Origin of the sequence: Neobacillus vireti, assembly GCF_036962465.1 — a bacterium.
Classification (GTDB): Bacteria; Bacillota; Bacilli; order Bacillales; family Cytobacillaceae; genus Neobacillus; species Neobacillus vireti_B.
Genome location: NZ_JBALNF010000098.1, coordinates 411 through 15,672 on the forward strand (window position 1 = coordinate 411; position 15,262 = coordinate 15,672).

Here is a 15,262-nt window from a genome sequence, read left to right on the forward strand (position 1 = left end):
CCTTTAACACAGCCTATTTTTTAATATGAAAGGTCGTACGAAAAAATGAAAAAACAGCTGGTGGTCGTAAAAATTGGAAGCAGTTCCTTAACTAATGCAACGGGAACTATTTCCGAACAAAAAATGCGTGATCATGTGGAGGCACTTGCCTGCTTAAAAGCACAAGGACATGAAGTGATTCTGATTTCATCCGGTGCTGTTGCAGCAGGATTTGGCTCACTCGGCTATCCGACAAGACCGAAAACGACAGCTGGGAAACAGGCGGCCGCGGCAGTCGGGCAAGGGCTATTAATGCAGCATTACATTGATCTTTTTAATGAGTTTGATATGGTACCGGCCCAAATGTTATTAACAAGAGAAGATTTTTACAGCCAGACACGCTTTCAAAATCTATTTTCAACGATTCATGAGCTGCTCGGACGGGGTGTCATACCTATCATAAATGAAAATGATTCGGTTTCGATTGAGGAATTAACTTTTGGTGATAACGATTTGTTATCTGCACTCGTGAGTGGCTTTTTACATGCAAATGCCTTGATTATTTTAACAGACATTAATGGGCTCTATGATGGGAATCCCAATCTATCAAAAGATGCGAAAAAATTTAATTTTATCCCGGAGGTTTCAGACGAGTTGCTTAGTTTTGCAGGGGAAAGTGGTTCATCCGTGGGCACTGGCGGGATGAAATCGAAATTGCAGGCAGCGAAAAAGGCTCTATCCCTTGGTGTCAGCGTTTTTGTTGGCACTGGGAAAGGGAAGGGAAAGCTAGCCGATATTCTAGCTGGAAAAGGCGATGGAACCTATATTGGCGGACCCTTTCATACACAAATGCAAATGAGAAAGCAATGGATTGCTTATCATTCCCAAGTCGGCGGTGTAATTGAAATTGATGATGGGGCGGAAAATGCCATTATGTTTCATGGAAAAAGTTTATTGCCCGTAGGAGTCACAAAAGTAGATGGGGACTTTAATGCCTTGGATGTCGTGGAAGTGCGAAATCAAAAGGGGAAATTAGTCGGTAAAGGACAGGTTTTTTATTCTTCAAAGGATTTAGTAAGTGTTAAGGGCTTGCCCAGTGAACAGGCGAAAAGTTTTTCGATAAACAAAAAAGCAGAAGTGATTCATCGGGATAATTGGGTCAAATTACCAAAGGAGTGATTGGAGAATGGGCGAACTGTTGGAGAAAGCAAAGAAATTAAAAAAAGCGGCAAAGCAATTAGGGATCATTACGACGGATGAAAAAAATGCTGCATTGATGAAATTAGCCGATCATCTTTTAACAAAAAAAGGATTCATTTTAGAGGAAAACGCCAAGGATTTGCAAGCTGGGAAGGAACGAGGACTTTCTGAATCGCTCCTTGACCGTTTGCTTTTAACAGAAGAAAGAATTGAACAAATTGTCGATGGAGTCAGGCAGTTAGTCCAGCTTGAGGATCCAATCGGGGAAACGATTGAAACTTGGGAGAGACCGAACGGGTTACAAATTCAAACCATTCGTGTTCCGCTTGGAGTGGTCGGCATGGTGTATGAGGCCCGTCCAAACGTAACGGTGGATGCCGGAAGTCTTTGTTTAAAAGCGGGTAACGCTGTGCTATTACGCGGTAGTTCTTCTGCTATTTATTCCAATAAAGCCCTTGTTCAGGTCATGCGTGAAGCCTTAGAAGGGACGGCAATCCCTGCGGATGCTGTTCAACTGTTGGAGGATACCAGCCGCGAAACCGCCTCAGAAATGTTCAGATTAAATGAATATCTAGATGTTTTGATCCCACGCGGCGGGGCGGGATTGATTCAAACAGTTGTTCAGAATGCGACGGTTCCTGTATTAGAAACAGGTGTTGGAAACTGCCATATTTTTATTGACGAAACTGCCGAAAAGGAAATGGCGATTGAAATTGCCATCAATGCAAAATTGCATCGTCCATCCGTTTGTAATGCAGCAGAGACGGTTTTAATTCATGAAAACTGGCCTTATACATCCGACTTATTAAGCCGTTTGCAAGATAAACAAGTTGAACTGCGCGGCGGTGATTCGTTAGTTTCTGCTTATTCGTTTGTGAAACCAGCAACCGAAGAAGATTGGGCCAATGAATTTTTAGCCCCTATTTTAGCCGTGAAACAAGTGAGTGATGTGAGAGAAGCAATTAATCATATTGACCAATATGGAACGAAGCATTCAGAAGCCATCATCGGTGAAAATGAAGAAAATGTTCGTTTATTCTTCCAAGCTGTCGATGCGGCCGTCCTCTATCATAATGCGTCGACTCGTTTTACAGATGGAGAACAGTTTGGCTATGGTGCTGAAATTGGAATTAGCACCCAAAAACTTCATGCCCGTGGCCCAATGGGTCTTAAAGCGTTAACAACTACGAAGGCGATTGTCCGCGGTACAGGACAAATTCGTTCGTAATTTTGAGAAATAGTGCAGAAATGCGCTATTTTTTTTATGTTTTGATATAATGAAATACAAACATATATTCTCATGGAGTGAGTTGGTGAGCTTGTGGCAAGTGATATTCAAATATCAGTAAGAACACTTGTGGAGCATGTTTTTAAGAGCGGCAGTATTGATGCTCGGTTTCGTTCGCAAACAGCTTTGTTGGACGGAACAAGGATCCATCAAAAAGTACAAAAAACCTATCAAGATGGTGACCAGAAGGAAGTATATGTAAGCACCGAGATTGATTATGATGGTCTCACATTTACGATTGATGGAAGATGTGACGGTCTTTTAATGCGCGATGGAAAATTCATTATTGACGAAATTAAATCTTTTTCCCAGCCACTTGATCAACTAGAACCAGAAGGATATCCGGTTCATTGGGCTCAAGCTAAAATGTATGCCTATATAGTGGCATTGGACAGAGAGCTGGAAGAAGTTGATGTCCAGTTAACCTATGTTCACGTTGAAACGGAAGAGAAAAAATCAATTATACAAATGTATACATTTACAGAACTTGCGAGTTTTGTCATGGAGGTCATTGCAAGCTATGCTCCCTTTGCCAAACTGCTGAATGACCATCGCTTAAAGCGAAATGAAAGCTGCAGAGAACTGACATTTCCGTTTAAAGCGTACCGCTATGGGCAGCGAAAATTGGCAGGTGCCGTTTATAAGACGATTGTCGACAAAAAGAATTTATTTGCAAAAGCTCCAACAGGGATTGGAAAAACCATCTCCACACTCTTTCCAGCCTTGAAGGCAATCGGTGAAAGAGAGCTAAGCCGAATTTTCTATCTTACTGCCAAAACGATCACTCGAACATCAGCGGAAGAAGCGTTTGAGCGGATGGGGGACTGCGGGCTATGCGCCAAGACGGTTACCATAACGGCAAAGGACAAGGTTTGTTTTCAAGAGGAAACCAATTGTCAAAAGGATTTTTGTGAGTTTGCGAATGGTTATTATGATCGGATCAATCAAGCGATATTCGATATTTTGTCAAACGAAAATCACCTTACACGTGAGGTGATTGAAAGCTATGCCCGTAAGCATACAGTCTGCCCGTTTGAATATTCCCTGGATCTCGCCTATTCAGTTGATGCAATTATTTGTGATTATAATTATATTTTTGACCCGCGTGTCTCATTAAAACGGTTGTTAGAAGAGCAAAAGAAGTCCACCGCTTTATTGGTGGATGAAGCGCATAATCTTGTCGACCGCGGCCGGGAGATGTTTTCTGCTTCTATAAATAAGGAGCCTTTTCTCCAATTGAAAAAGGAATATAAAGGAGTAAATCAGTCTATTTACGAAGCGGCCAGTAAAATGAATGCCTGGTTTATTCGATTAAAAAAGAGCCATGAGACCCAAAAGGAATTTGTTTTAGAAGAGCTAGAGGAGGACTTTTTAGAAGAAATCCGCCAATTTGCCATGACCGCAGAACAAGCTCTACAGCTAGACCCTTCACCATCATTACTGGATACTTATTTTAAGGTCAATCAATTTATCAAAATTGCTGAATTACTCGATGACCATTTTATCATTTATGCGGAAAAAGAACGGAAGGATGTAAAAATCAAATTGTTTTGTCTGGATCCATCCGAGCTGCTTCAGCAAATGGGGAAGGGATATCGAGCGAAGATATACTTCTCGGCAACGCTTTCACCGCTGCCCTATTACCAGGATATTCTGGGCGGCAGTGCACAGGATTATGCCTTAAACATTCCTTCACCGTTTAGTGAAGAGCAGGTGGAAGTTTTTATTAAACCATTGTCGACCCGATATCGTGATCGCGAACGAACGAAGAATGCGATCGTTTCAGTCATTCAATCGCTGATAAAAAAACGTCCTGGAAATTACCTGATTTTCTTTCCATCATATCAATACCTACTAGACGTTTACGAACACTTTAAACTGACTGATCATACCACCCAAACACTCATTCAAGAAACAGGGATGACGGAGAGTAAAAGAGAAGCCTTTTTAGCTGCATTTAAACCGGACCAATCCGAGACATTGGTCGGATTTGCCGTTCTTGGAGGGATTTTTTCAGAGGGTATTGATTTAATTGGTGATCGTTTAAATGGGGTAGTGGTAATCGGGGTAGGCTTACCACAGCTTTGTTTCGAAAGAAATCTAATCAAAGACCATTTTTCTTCCCTGGGGAAGAATGGTTATGACTATGCCTATGTGTTTCCGGGGATTAACAAAGTGTTACAAGCGGGCGGAAGATTGATTCGCTCTGAACAGGATCATGGGACGATTGTTTTAATCGACGATCGCTTCTTACAGAGGCAGTATCAACATTTACTGCCGAGTGAATGGAGACAATTTACGATTATATAATGAACTTTTTAAAGGCGGCCAAAAAAAGGCTGCTTTTTTTATATTTTAGGTGACATTATTCTTAAAACTCTCATATAATTAAAGAAAAAGTTGCGCACGGGAAAAACTTTAGAAAAGGGGAAAGAGAGATGGATAAACCTAAAAAAATCAAATTAGTGAATGGGGAAAAAGGAAATGTAATTAAAATTACGTCTTTAAACTTAGAAGGTGTTATGAGAAGAAGATTATTAGATTTAGGATTTGTATCTGGGGCGTTAGTGGAAGTGGTTCGTAAAAGTCCATTGGGAGACCCGATTGCCTTCCGGGTAAGTCAAACCACGATTGCCCTCCGTAAAGAGGAAAGTTCACAAATTGAAGGGGAGCTGTTGTGAAATGGGGACTGAATTTCGAATTGCTCTAGCTGGTAACCCGAATACAGGGAAGAGCACCTTGTTCAATGCTTTAACAGGCTTAAGACAGCATACGGGAAACTGGGCAGGGAAGACAGTCACCCTTGCGGAAGGCAGCGTGCCTTTCAAAGAAAAGACCTTCCATTTAATCGACCTGCCCGGGACCTATTCTCTTTTTTCGAATTCAACAGATGAAGAGGTTGCTAGAAATTATATTGTTTTTGAAAAACCGGATGTTACCCTTGTTGTCTTGGATGCGACCTCATTGGAGCGTAATTTTAATCTTGCCTTGCAGGTATTAGAAATGACAAAAAATGTGGTAATTTGTATCAATCTCATTGATGTAGCGGAGGAGCAAGGTATCCATATCAATGAACGGCTGTTAACCAACCGGTTAGGTGTACCGGTGATAAAGATCTCGGCCCGGAATAAAAAAGGCTTCCCTATGCTGCTTGATACGATAGATCGAATTGTAACGGGAAAAATTGAATGCCAGCCCGTCCAAATGAAATACCCTCAAGAAATTGAAGAAAAGATCAACATCATTGAACCAAAGGTTCGTGAATTGGTCGGGAATCATATATCCTCTCGCTGGGTTTCTCTCAGACTACTTGACGGAGATGAAATGCTTCTTAACGAGATTACTAAACGAGTGGTCCCGGAGGTGGTCTAGAAATGAGCATTCAGGAGCTATTTACAGAGGCCCAATCCTTGTCGACATCGAAACTGCGGGATGAAATTGTTCAGCAGCTTTATGATCGAAGCCGCCAATTATGCCATGAAGGAATCACCTATACGAAATCCAAACAGGATACCCGGACAGAAAAACTCGATAGCATTTTTACCTCTCCTATCTTTGGCTTCCCGATAATGATTACGATGCTAGGTGTGCTGTTTTATTTAACCATCGCCGGTGCAAATATACCGTCTTCATTACTAGCCGAATTATTTGGCTTCATTGAAGGTAAAATTACGTTCCTCTTCCATGCCATTCATGCACCAGATTGGCTCCATGGAGTTCTAGTGTTGGGTTTATATAGAGGGACAACGTGGGTCATTAGTGTCATGCTGCCACCGATGGCGATCTTTTTTCCAGCCTTTTCATTATTAGAGAATTATGGCTACCTTCCGCGGGTTGCTTTTAATATGGACCGTCTATTTAAACGGGTCGGGGCTCATGGGAAACAATCGTTAACAATGGCAATGGGATTTGGCTGTAACGCTGCAGCTGTCATTTCGACTAGAATCATTGAATCACCAAGAGAAAGAATGCTGGCCATCTTAACGAATAATTTTGTCCCATGTAATGGCCGGTGGGGGACCTTAATCTTGTTAGCCTCCTTATTCATGGCAGCCAATTTTACCGGAGGCTTAAAATCACTCATTACAACAGGAGTAATTGTAGGAATTGTCTTATTTGGAATAATTGTTACCTTCTTTGTCTCTTGGATGCTATCGAAAACGGCACTTAAAGGCATTCCTACCCATTATACGTTAGAGCTGCCGCCCTACCGAAAACCGAAAATCCTCGATACTGTGATTCGTTCTTCCTTAACGAAATCATGGTCGGTATTAGTCCGCGCTGTTAAAGTGGCAGCCCCGGCAGCGATTCTTACTTGGGTGTTTGCTAACATTTATATTGGCGACACTAGTATTCTCATGTATGCGGTAAATTTCTTAGACCCGTTTGGAAAAATGCTCGGTCTTGATGGCTATATCATGATGGCGTTTATCCTCGGTCTGCCGGCGAATGAAATTGTCCTGCCCATTCTTTTAATGGGCTATCTATCAACAGGATCGTTGACGGAAGTGGATAATTTAGTTGATTTAAAACAAATTTTTCTAGATCATGGCTGGACATGGCTTACCGCGCTTAACATGATGTTATTCTCCCTCTTGCATTATCCTTGTGGGACGACGTTATTAAATATCTATAAAGAAACTAAGAGCAAAAAATGGACGTTTCTAGCCTTTTTAATTCCAACCGCCATTGCCATCGTTATTCCATTGGTGATTGCACAGACAGTAAGAATGTTCGGTTTGCTGTAAAATTATGACAAATGCCCGCCGATTGAAATTGGCGGGCATTTGTTTAGCTTTATTTTCTTTTTTGTATTTCCTCTGTCACGATAAAGGCAAGGTCATCATTTCCAAATAAGGAGAGGACACCGAGTAATGTTTCATCGGCAATTTCTCCGGCTTCTTCTTTTGGTACGGTTAACTCAATGGCCTCTCTTAGGGCCGGATTGGAAGATTGGTGTGGATAGGCTCGTAAGTATACTTCTTCGGGATCGAGGTCATGGTTGACGCACCACTGGGCAAAGACGAGAATCATCATTTTTTCCTCACCTTGGTAGTGTCGAATAATCTTTTCTTCTAACTCTTTTGAATTCATCTTAATATCTCCTTTATAGCACTTAAAAAATTTTAGGAATCAATGGTTATCTATCTAATAGTACCATAAAAACATGGGTAAAATTTGGTATGGACATGCTTTTATGAGATACTGTCTATAGTCTTATTTTTTGTAAAGGGGAGTTTATGATGAGCAAAATTGAAGTAGGCGAAATTTTCACTATTAGTGATGAAAGTAATGAAGAGCAGGAAGTAGAAGTATTAGGCGTTATGACAATTGAAGAAAACGACTATGTTGCTGTTGCATTTGCCGATGACGTAAGACAGGAAGAAACAGAAGAAGATATTGACATCTTCTTTTTAAAGGTAGATGAAGATGGTGATTTTACCGCGATTGAAAGCGATGAGGAATTCGATAAAGTTTCCGCTGCCTTCGATGAAATGATGGACGAAGAAGAAGAAGAAGAATGATTTGGTCAAGGAGAGGGGTTTACCCTCTCTTTTTTTAAGGGAATTTAGGTATGTAAATTTTTCCATTAGGCATACTAACAGGGAGAATATGATTAAAGGAGTTCGTTCATGTTAATTGAAGAAGGAAACAAGTATCAAATTTCACAAAATGCAAAAGGGTTCTTTAACTCTGCAGAAACGATGACGGTGAAAAGCTATAATGGCATTACAGTTCAATTTATACTTGGCGACAGTAAAGGTCATGGTTCCATGCCTGTCGAGCACTTACAGTATTTATTGAAAAAATCAAACTTAACGGTCATTCCTAATAAGCGATCTTTATTATCTACTGACATAAGTGAAGAACAAATCGGGTAAACATATGGCATTACTTCTTTAACTGAAGTAGTGCTTTTTATTATTGATTTAGCTTGGCCTATTATAGAATTGATAAAAAGGAGTGGATTTGTATATGGAAACGAAAAACATTGCAGTAAACAATTCGACGATTTCATACATAGACCAAGGGGAAGGACAACCGCTTATCCTGCTGCACGGGTTTTGCGGGAGTTCAGGGTATTGGTCAGAAGTTGTGCCAGTCTTAGCGGGAAATTATCGGGTGATTGCCCCCGATCTGCCCGGTCACGGAGATTCCATTACCACATTAGAGAACTATTCCATAGCAGATATCGCGAATATCCTCAAAGAATTTTTAGATAAATTGAATATCCCCCAGGTGACAATGTTTGGCCATTCCTTAGGCGGTTATATTACACTTGCCTTTGCCGAGAAGTACAATAGCTCATTAAACGGCTTCTCGCTTGTTCATTCCACTGCCTATCCTGATAGCGAAGAGGCCAAAAAGGGAAGAACAGCTAATATCGAAAAAGTAAACGATGAGGGCATTAAGACGCTTATTGATGGTTTAGTTCCAAAGCTTTTCTCACCTGAAAACCTTAAGGAAGAGTATGTAGAAACTGCAAAACAGATTGGCTACCGGACACCTTCAGACGGGGCGATTGCTACTTTACGTGCTATGAGAGACAGACCAGATCGTACGAGCGTGTTCGAATCAACCACATTACCTGTGCTGTTAATTGCTGGAGAACAAGACCAAATAATCCCGCCAGAAAAAACCTTTTCGGTGAGTAAAGCGAACATTAAACAAACCACCATTAAAAATTCTGGTCATATGAGTATGTATGAACATCCAAGCGAACTTATTGCCGCTATTAAAGACTTTATGGGAGCTATTTAGTAGGTAAAGGGAGGAACTTTAGTGGGTTCCTCCTTTTCTTATTAGAGGAAGTCACTCATTTCGGTATCAGAATAAACGGCAATCAGGACGACGGCTTTTTCCGTACCGATATTTTTAACGGTATGAGGGACACACGCATTCCAGCTAAACGAATCACCTTTTTCCAAAATAAACGAATCTTCACCTTGTTCTGCAAGTACCTTTCCTTCCAAGACTAGGTGACATTCTACCCCTTCATGGGCATGGGCATCACCAATCGAAGCGCCGGGTGGAAATTCAACACTTCTAAGCCATAAGCCTCCCTTTGAAGAGATATGCTCGATTTTCAGAGTATTTAAAGTAGAATACGTTCTTTCCTCTTTCTTGACAACCTGCATATGTTCCTTTTTTTCTAACAGAAGGTATGGAAGAGGAACATCTAGATAGGATGCAATGGTTTGCAGTGTGCTAATCGATGGAGAAGTATTATTATTTTCAACATTACTGATAAACCCTTTTGAAAGTCCTGTTCCTTCACACATCTGGGCGATCGTGATTTTCTTTCTATTACGTATTGTTCGGATTTTTGCGCCAATATCCAAATCATCCACCTCGGTAAGTTTACTAATATCGAACATATTTATATATTAGCAAAAAAACAATTGACAATCTAGTTTGTTAGTTGTTATCCTATAGACAACAAATGTTCATATTTAAAAACAAGTAAGACCTATTTTTTTGCCCGTTTGTTTTCTTATATGAATCTTTTTATTCTATTTGAATATAGTCTAACAACTTTAAAGGAGGTTAGACTAAAAATAAAAAAACACTTAAGAAAGGAATGTGAACGATGACGGCACCAATGACCTATGAACTTCGCCGGCCTGCACAAATAGAGAAGGATAAAGCCTATCCAGCACTTTTTCTCATGCATGGAATTGGCAGCAATGAACAAAATATGCTGCCATTAGTGGAGGAATTAGAAAACCAATTTTTCATTTTCAGCATTCGCGGTCATTTACCCCAGCCTCCTGGCTATGCCTTTTTTACAATCGAGGGCTATGGGAAACCACATCGGACAGTCTTCGATGAAGGAGTGAACAAGCTAGCTAGCTTTATTGATTATGCCTGCAGCCAATATCCGATAGACGAGCAGCAGGTATTTTTACTCGGCTTCAGTCAAGGGGCAATACTGTCGATGACTTTAGGTTTAACATTAGGTCAGCAAATTAAAGGGATAGTAGCATTAAGCGGGTATATACCTGCTTTTGTGAAGGAAGAGTACAACATTAAACCTGTTGACCGTCTTTCTATCTTTATATCACATGGTGAAATGGATCAGGTGCTTCCTTTTGAATGGGGAGTAGCCAATGATGAGTACTTCCGCAAGTTAGGCGCAAATGTTACCTTTCGAACCTATTCAGTGGGACATACCGTATCACTAGAGAATCATCAGGACTTTATCAAATGGATTTCAGAACAACTAGAGAAATAGTATTTTTAAGGAGAGGTTAGAAAATGTTAAAAAGATTTGAAGCAAGTACATTAATTTTACGTGTTATTTTAGGAATTACATTCTTTGTTCATGGAGTTGTTAAATTCCAAGGTGGAATTGAAAATATTGTCGGCTGGTTTGATGCCATCGGTTTACCGGGATTTTTAGCTTATGTTGTCGCAACCATTGAAGTTGCAGGCGGATTAGCCTTAATCCTTGGAATAGGCAGCAGAGTCGTTTCAGCCTTGCTTGCCCTATTAATGATCGGTGCTACCTTAAAAGTGAAGCTTGCTGTTGGCTTTTTAGGTAATGGTGAAATGGCTGGTTATGAATTGGATTTAGCTTTACTAGCAATGGCTGTGTTTATTGCTATTAACGGCAGTAAGATGTTTGCTCTTGATAAAGTTATTTTTAAAGAACAAAAGTCGGATACCACATCCTTTTAAACTACAATAGAAATAGGGGGTCTATAAAAATGATGCCATCTTTATTTATTGCGCATGGTGCACCATTGTTAGCGATTGAAAATAATGAGTATACGCAATTTTTGAATGAGTTAGGCAAAAATATGCCGCGTCCAAATGCTATTGTGTTATTTTCCGCCCATTGGGAGTCAAGGGACCAAAAAGTGAGCAAGGTTGAAACGTACGAAACGATCTATGATTTTGGCGGATTTTCTCCTGAACTTTATCAGATTAAGTATCCAGCCCAGGGGGATCAACAGATTTCAAATGAAATTCTGAATTTGTTTAAGGAAAGTGGTATTCCATTTGAGGTTGAGACTGAACGCGGGTTGGACCATGGTGCATGGGTAGTGCTTCGTTTACTTTATCCGAATGCCGATATTCCCGTGATTGCGATGTCAGTCAATCCTAACCTTTCGCCTGAAGAGCAATTTAAGATTGGCAAGTCTTTATCTGCTTTAAGGGAAAAAGATGTTTTAGTGATTGGCAGCGGAGGAACGGTTCATAACTTGAGAGCCGTAAAATGGGCCGATAGTGAAATTGATCAGTGGGCACAGGAATTTGATGATTGGCTGGCTGTCCATTTAACCAATTGGGACTTGGAGTCATTGTTTAAGTATGAGTCAGCCGCTCCAAATGCAGAATATGCGGTTCCGCGTTATGGAAATGAGCACTTTATTCCGCTTTTCTATGCGATGGGGGCCGCAGACGATGCTAAAAAAGCGACATTGCTGCATCGCAGCTATCGGTATGGGAACCTAAGTCATAGTGTTTGGCAGTTTGGATGATAGAAAAAGATCCCCAACTTTCCGGGTTGGGGATCTTTTTCTTTATTCTTCATCCATTGGATTATGTCCCATATATTTTCCATTAATAAAAACGGCCATTTCGACAGATCCATCTTGGTTATAATAAGGGACGCCAACCATAATCGCTTCACCGTATGTATGATTAACAATGACCTCAATGTTACTTACACCTTTCCAACTGTATCCATCATTTCTAATAGAAAGTTTAGCATCTTTGAATTCTTGGCTGCTAATTAAATTAGCAATGATTTTATTCTTTTCTGCTCCTAATACTGGTGAAATATCACATCCACAGTCCGTTGCCGCTTTAGCCGTATTCCCTGATCCCGCAAACAATGATACTGCTACTACCAATCCACCAATTACCGTTAGTAATTTTTTCATGTTCTTCCTCCTTTAAATAATGTCTTTTAATTCTTTCGCTTTCTTTCGACAATCTCCTTCAAAAAACTTGGAAAATTATTCGACAAATGGCAGATTTTGTGACAAAAACGTGTCCTTACGAATAGTTGATATCCTTCTTTTTACCCAGAGAAATAATTTTGAATTTTACTCTAAGATTCTATATTTGATTGAAATATTTCCGAGTGCTATGCTTTTAGTAAAAATTGAAGGAGACGATTTTTTGGTAAATGAACTAATTCTAAATGACACAGTTATTAAACTTGACCATTACCAAGAAGAGCAGATCAATCATTTATATAAAGTAACGATTACCTTTAAAGTAACTAGTGCGGACTATCATGATATCACCACCTTGCTATATAAAGGGATATTTGATGTGAAAATACCGGAAAGGCATCTAGCGTTTAGGGGAGCAATTCAACAATATTCCACATCAGTCACAAATCTATATGAAAAAGACCAAGTTGGGGAATTTAAGCTTAGTTTAGTGGAAACAAGCGATTAAGAGAGGAGTAGTATTTGTGAGACTTAGTATTCTAGATCAAGCTCCGATTTCTTCCAATCAAACAGCACAGGAAGCACTAAACGAATCGATGAAACTAGCGCAAATGGGTGAAAAATATGGGTATACCCGCTATTGGATTGCAGAACATCATGATTTGCCAGGGCTTGCCTGTTCGGCACCTGAAGTAATGTTAAGTTATATTGGCGCCAACACTTCTGCAATTCGTATTGGTTCAGGTGCTGTTTTGCTGCCGCATTATAAACCATTTAAGGTAGCTGAACTATACAACATGCTTGCAACCTTATTTCCTGGCCGGGTTGATATCGGGATTGGCCGGGCGCCTGGCGGTTCTGCCGAAGCTTCCAATGCTTTATCCGATAACTTTTTACAACAGGTCTGGAATATGCCAAAGTCAATAACAGAACTGCTTCACTTTTTAGAAAATGACTTTCCTTCTGAACACGAGTTTAAAAATTTATCAGCTTCTCCCATTCCACCATCGCCTCCTGTCCCATGGCTGCTCGGAACTAGTAAAAAAAGCGCCTTACTGGCAGCAGAAAATGGAATGAACTATGCCTTTGGACAGTTTATGAGTGAGAACAACGGACCAGAAATTGTTCGACAATATCTTGATGCTTTTCAACCAAGGAAACAGGAGCAGAAGCCTAAAGTGATTGTAACCGTTAATGCGGTATGTGCGGAAACAGATGAAAAGGCCGAAGAGATTGCATTAAGTGGTATAGTATGGTCCTTACAAAAAGGCAGAGGAGAGGGGAATGAGGTTCCTTCGATAGCAGATGCAAAGCAATACCCTTTAGATGAAAAAGATCAGCAAACTATAGAAAAAATCAAGCAAAATCTGATTATCGGCAACCCCAAAAAGGTATTAAAAAAGCTTAATGAGCAAGCCGCATTATTTCATGCAGATGAAATGATGCTAGTAACGATTACCCACTCACCGGAAGATCGGCTGAAGTCTTATCAATTAATTGCCAAAGAAGCTTTTCAAGTCTAAAAAAGGCTGTATGCTCATCATCGAGTGTACAGCCTTCATTTTATTGAGCTTTCACAACTGTATAGTATTTAACCGGAGAATTGGCCGATTTGTCGATCGTGTCAGAAATGGAACTCGTTAAACTGTCAGGGCCCTTTGCATCAAGGCCGAGCTCCCAAATCATCATCCCGCCGAACCCATGATCTAGTGCTAGTCTGGTTTTCTTTTTCATGGTGGCAGCACCATTATAATAGTACGTAGTTCCATTCATATTAACGGTGTCACGATTGGCATTAGCAGGGTTTTGATTAATGATGGCTCCATAAGAAACCTGTTTAATTTTAGGATCCTTAGGCTGGGCATAAAATGGAACACCAAGCACTAATTTTTCTTTTGAAATATTTTGACCTTCAAATAATTGGCTCCAATAGTTGACGATTTTCTCTGTAAATGGATATGGTGATAAATTAGCCGCATTATAACCGTCGTCCCATTGTCCGTCATAGGCCATGATATTCACATGGTCAACATCATTAAACATCGATGGCTCATATTGAACATATCCGCTTTCAGTTAAGGTAGCGGCATTTATTTTTGCATTTACAGCAACAGACAGCTCTTTCTTTTTGGAGTGAAGCTGTACGCTTAATTGCTTCACAAAAGCGGCAAGATTTACGGCATCCTCTTTTGAGTGGGGATGTTCAAAGTCAATATCAATCCCATTGAGATTCTCTCGGTCTGCTAAACTAGTAAGTTCGTTTACTAGCTTTGACCGGGATACGGGATTCGAAATAGCCGCTTTAAAGTATGGATAGGATTCCCCGCCGTTTATATGAAACCAGCCGCCAACAGCTAAGATTACTTTCGTATGTGATTTTTTGGCTTTTGCAACTGTAGTTCGAAGGTTTTTTAAAGCAGAATTGCCGTTTAGTAATATTCCGCCATCTTTGGTCGGATGAGCAAAAGAGAAAATGACATGTGTTAATTGACTGTAGTCGACTTGGTTTGGATCACGATAATCCTGTATATAACCGATTACTACTTTTGAATGTACTTTTTCAACTAAAGGTAATTCCTTGGTCTGCGGGTTAATTACCGACTGTGGCACTTTGCCAGTTTTCATCGTTTTTTTCTGTGGCTCGTTCGAAGAGAATTGTATTCCTGTATAGATTCCTCCAAGGAAGGTAAGGACAATTACCAATGCCAGGAGGAGTTTACCCTTTTTCATTAGAATGCTTCCTCCTTCGTTTTACTTTAAAAATTGTAACAGAAAATAGGGGCAAGAATGGTTGGTAATATCCACCTTTCCAACCAATCATTACTTACCTAGGTAATTAGATTTGAAAGTTTATTTTATTTCTGATATAATCATAAGGTTAATG

At 40.2% G+C, this 15,262-nt stretch carries 18 protein-coding genes; 14 read left to right on the forward strand and 4 right to left on the reverse strand.

The window, feature by feature from the left end:
* Positions 1–45: 45 nt before the first annotated feature.
* The 6 genes from proB to V7077_RS27540 all read left to right on the forward strand — a co-directional run bounded on the left by proB (position 46) and on the right by V7077_RS27540 (position 7,215).
* Complete coding sequence (proB, locus tag V7077_RS27515; protein ID WP_335507911.1) at positions 46–1,158, forward strand: glutamate 5-kinase; 1,113 nt, start codon at positions 46–48, stop codon at positions 1,156–1,158.
* A gap of 7 nt (positions 1,159–1,165) precedes the next feature.
* A complete protein-coding gene (locus V7077_RS27520) occupies positions 1,166–2,407 on the forward strand; it encodes a glutamate-5-semialdehyde dehydrogenase (protein WP_335507913.1) in 1,242 nt (413 codons plus the stop codon).
* Positions 2,408–2,500: 93 nt separating this feature from the next.
* Entirely contained in the window at positions 2,501–4,777 is a 2,277-nt protein-coding gene (locus V7077_RS27525; protein ID WP_335507916.1) for an ATP-dependent DNA helicase, read from the forward strand.
* A gap of 128 nt (positions 4,778–4,905) precedes the next feature.
* The gene (locus tag V7077_RS27530) at positions 4,906–5,148 is read left to right on the forward strand and encodes a FeoA family protein (protein ID WP_335507918.1); all 243 of its coding nucleotides are present in this window, start codon (positions 4,906–4,908) and stop codon (positions 5,146–5,148) included.
* Between the two features lies 1 nt (position 5,149).
* A complete protein-coding gene (locus V7077_RS27535) occupies positions 5,150–5,839 on the forward strand; it encodes a FeoB small GTPase domain-containing protein (protein WP_335507920.1) in 690 nt (229 codons plus the stop codon).
* Positions 5,840–5,841: 2 nt separating this feature from the next.
* Positions 5,842–7,215, forward strand: coding sequence for a nucleoside recognition domain-containing protein (locus tag V7077_RS27540; RefSeq protein WP_335507922.1), 1,374 nt, complete (start codon positions 5,842–5,844; stop codon positions 7,213–7,215).
* Between the two features lie 49 nt (positions 7,216–7,264).
* Here the strand turns inward: V7077_RS27540 and V7077_RS27545 are convergent, their stop codons facing one another.
* Positions 7,265–7,561, reverse strand: a complete 297-nt coding sequence (locus V7077_RS27545) for a hypothetical protein (protein ID WP_335507924.1) — start codon at positions 7,559–7,561, stop codon at positions 7,265–7,267.
* A gap of 149 nt (positions 7,562–7,710) precedes the next feature.
* Here V7077_RS27545 and V7077_RS27550 point away from each other — a divergent pair, with 149 nt between their 5' ends.
* The 3 genes from V7077_RS27550 (at position 7,711) to V7077_RS27560 (ending at position 9,229) form a co-directional block, all read left to right on the forward strand.
* A complete protein-coding gene (locus V7077_RS27550) occupies positions 7,711–7,992 on the forward strand; it encodes a DUF1292 domain-containing protein (RefSeq protein ID WP_335507926.1) in 282 nt (93 codons plus the stop codon).
* Between the two features lie 108 nt (positions 7,993–8,100).
* A complete protein-coding gene (locus V7077_RS27555; protein ID WP_335507928.1) occupies positions 8,101–8,349 on the forward strand; it encodes a hypothetical protein in 249 nt (82 codons plus the stop codon).
* Positions 8,350–8,443: 94 nt separating this feature from the next.
* On the forward strand, positions 8,444–9,229 hold the full coding sequence (locus tag V7077_RS27560) for an alpha/beta fold hydrolase (protein ID WP_335507930.1): 786 nt from the start codon (positions 8,444–8,446) through the stop codon (positions 9,227–9,229).
* Between the two features lie 41 nt (positions 9,230–9,270).
* Here V7077_RS27560 and V7077_RS27565 read toward each other — a convergent pair whose 3' ends face one another.
* Entirely contained in the window at positions 9,271–9,810 is a 540-nt protein-coding gene (locus V7077_RS27565) for a helix-turn-helix domain-containing protein (RefSeq protein WP_335507932.1), read from the reverse strand.
* 248 nt (positions 9,811–10,058) lie between these two features.
* Here V7077_RS27565 and V7077_RS27570 point away from each other — a divergent pair, with 248 nt between their 5' ends.
* The 3 genes from V7077_RS27570 to V7077_RS27580 are packed head-to-tail and all read left to right on the forward strand — an operon-like array spanning position 10,059 to position 11,955.
* Positions 10,059–10,703, forward strand: a complete 645-nt coding sequence (locus V7077_RS27570) for an alpha/beta hydrolase (RefSeq protein ID WP_335507934.1) — start codon at positions 10,059–10,061, stop codon at positions 10,701–10,703.
* A 23-nt stretch (positions 10,704–10,726) separates the two neighbouring features.
* Complete coding sequence (locus tag V7077_RS27575; RefSeq protein ID WP_335507936.1) at positions 10,727–11,149, forward strand: DoxX family protein; 423 nt, start codon at positions 10,727–10,729, stop codon at positions 11,147–11,149.
* 29 nt (positions 11,150–11,178) lie between these two features.
* On the forward strand, positions 11,179–11,955 hold the full coding sequence (locus V7077_RS27580) for a DODA-type extradiol aromatic ring-opening family dioxygenase (protein WP_335507938.1): 777 nt from the start codon (positions 11,179–11,181) through the stop codon (positions 11,953–11,955).
* 42 nt (positions 11,956–11,997) lie between these two features.
* Here the strand turns inward: V7077_RS27580 and V7077_RS27585 are convergent, their stop codons facing one another.
* Complete coding sequence (locus V7077_RS27585; protein ID WP_335507940.1) at positions 11,998–12,360, reverse strand: hypothetical protein; 363 nt, start codon at positions 12,358–12,360, stop codon at positions 11,998–12,000.
* 241 nt (positions 12,361–12,601) lie between these two features.
* On the opposite strand from V7077_RS27585, the gene V7077_RS27590 reads away from it, so the two are divergent.
* Complete coding sequence (locus tag V7077_RS27590; RefSeq protein WP_335507942.1) at positions 12,602–12,886, forward strand: DUF3219 family protein; 285 nt, start codon at positions 12,602–12,604, stop codon at positions 12,884–12,886.
* A 16-nt stretch (positions 12,887–12,902) separates the two neighbouring features.
* Positions 12,903–13,901 carry an LLM class flavin-dependent oxidoreductase gene (locus tag V7077_RS27595; protein WP_335507944.1) on the forward strand — a complete coding sequence of 333 codons (999 nt, stop codon included), beginning with the start codon at positions 12,903–12,905 and terminating at the stop codon, positions 13,899–13,901.
* A gap of 40 nt (positions 13,902–13,941) precedes the next feature.
* Here V7077_RS27595 and V7077_RS27600 read toward each other — a convergent pair whose 3' ends face one another.
* Entirely contained in the window at positions 13,942–15,108 is a 1,167-nt protein-coding gene (locus V7077_RS27600) for a glycoside hydrolase family 18 protein (protein ID WP_335507946.1), read from the reverse strand.
* Between the last annotated feature and the right edge of the window lie 154 nt (positions 15,109–15,262).

Bases quoted from the DNA above. Each gene is read 5' to 3' on its own strand.
- V7077_RS27600 (WP_335507946.1), bottom strand. From the start codon at position 15,108: ATGAAAAAGGGTAAACTCCTCCTGGCATTGGTAATTGTCCTTACCTTC.
- V7077_RS27540 (WP_335507922.1), top strand. From the start codon at position 5,842: ATGAGCATTCAGGAGCTATTTACAGAGGCCCAATCCTTGTCGACATCG.
- V7077_RS27530 (WP_335507918.1), top strand. From the start codon at position 4,906: ATGGATAAACCTAAAAAAATCAAATTAGTGAATGGGGAAAAAGGAAAT.
- V7077_RS27580 (WP_335507938.1), top strand. From the start codon at position 11,179: ATGATGCCATCTTTATTTATTGCGCATGGTGCACCATTGTTAGCGATT.
- V7077_RS27585 (WP_335507940.1), bottom strand. From the start codon at position 12,360: ATGAAAAAATTACTAACGGTAATTGGTGGATTGGTAGTAGCAGTATCA.
- V7077_RS27545 (WP_335507924.1), bottom strand. From the start codon at position 7,561: ATGAATTCAAAAGAGTTAGAAGAAAAGATTATTCGACACTACCAAGGT.
- V7077_RS27570 (WP_335507934.1), top strand. From the start codon at position 10,059: ATGACGGCACCAATGACCTATGAACTTCGCCGGCCTGCACAAATAGAG.
- proB (WP_335507911.1), top strand. From the start codon at position 46: ATGAAAAAACAGCTGGTGGTCGTAAAAATTGGAAGCAGTTCCTTAACT.
- V7077_RS27535 (WP_335507920.1), top strand. From the start codon at position 5,150: ATGGGGACTGAATTTCGAATTGCTCTAGCTGGTAACCCGAATACAGGG.
- V7077_RS27520 (WP_335507913.1), top strand. From the start codon at position 1,166: ATGGGCGAACTGTTGGAGAAAGCAAAGAAATTAAAAAAAGCGGCAAAG.
- V7077_RS27575 (WP_335507936.1), top strand. From the start codon at position 10,727: ATGTTAAAAAGATTTGAAGCAAGTACATTAATTTTACGTGTTATTTTA.
- V7077_RS27550 (WP_335507926.1), top strand. From the start codon at position 7,711: ATGAGCAAAATTGAAGTAGGCGAAATTTTCACTATTAGTGATGAAAGT.
- V7077_RS27560 (WP_335507930.1), top strand. From the start codon at position 8,444: ATGGAAACGAAAAACATTGCAGTAAACAATTCGACGATTTCATACATA.
- V7077_RS27555 (WP_335507928.1), top strand. From the start codon at position 8,101: ATGTTAATTGAAGAAGGAAACAAGTATCAAATTTCACAAAATGCAAAA.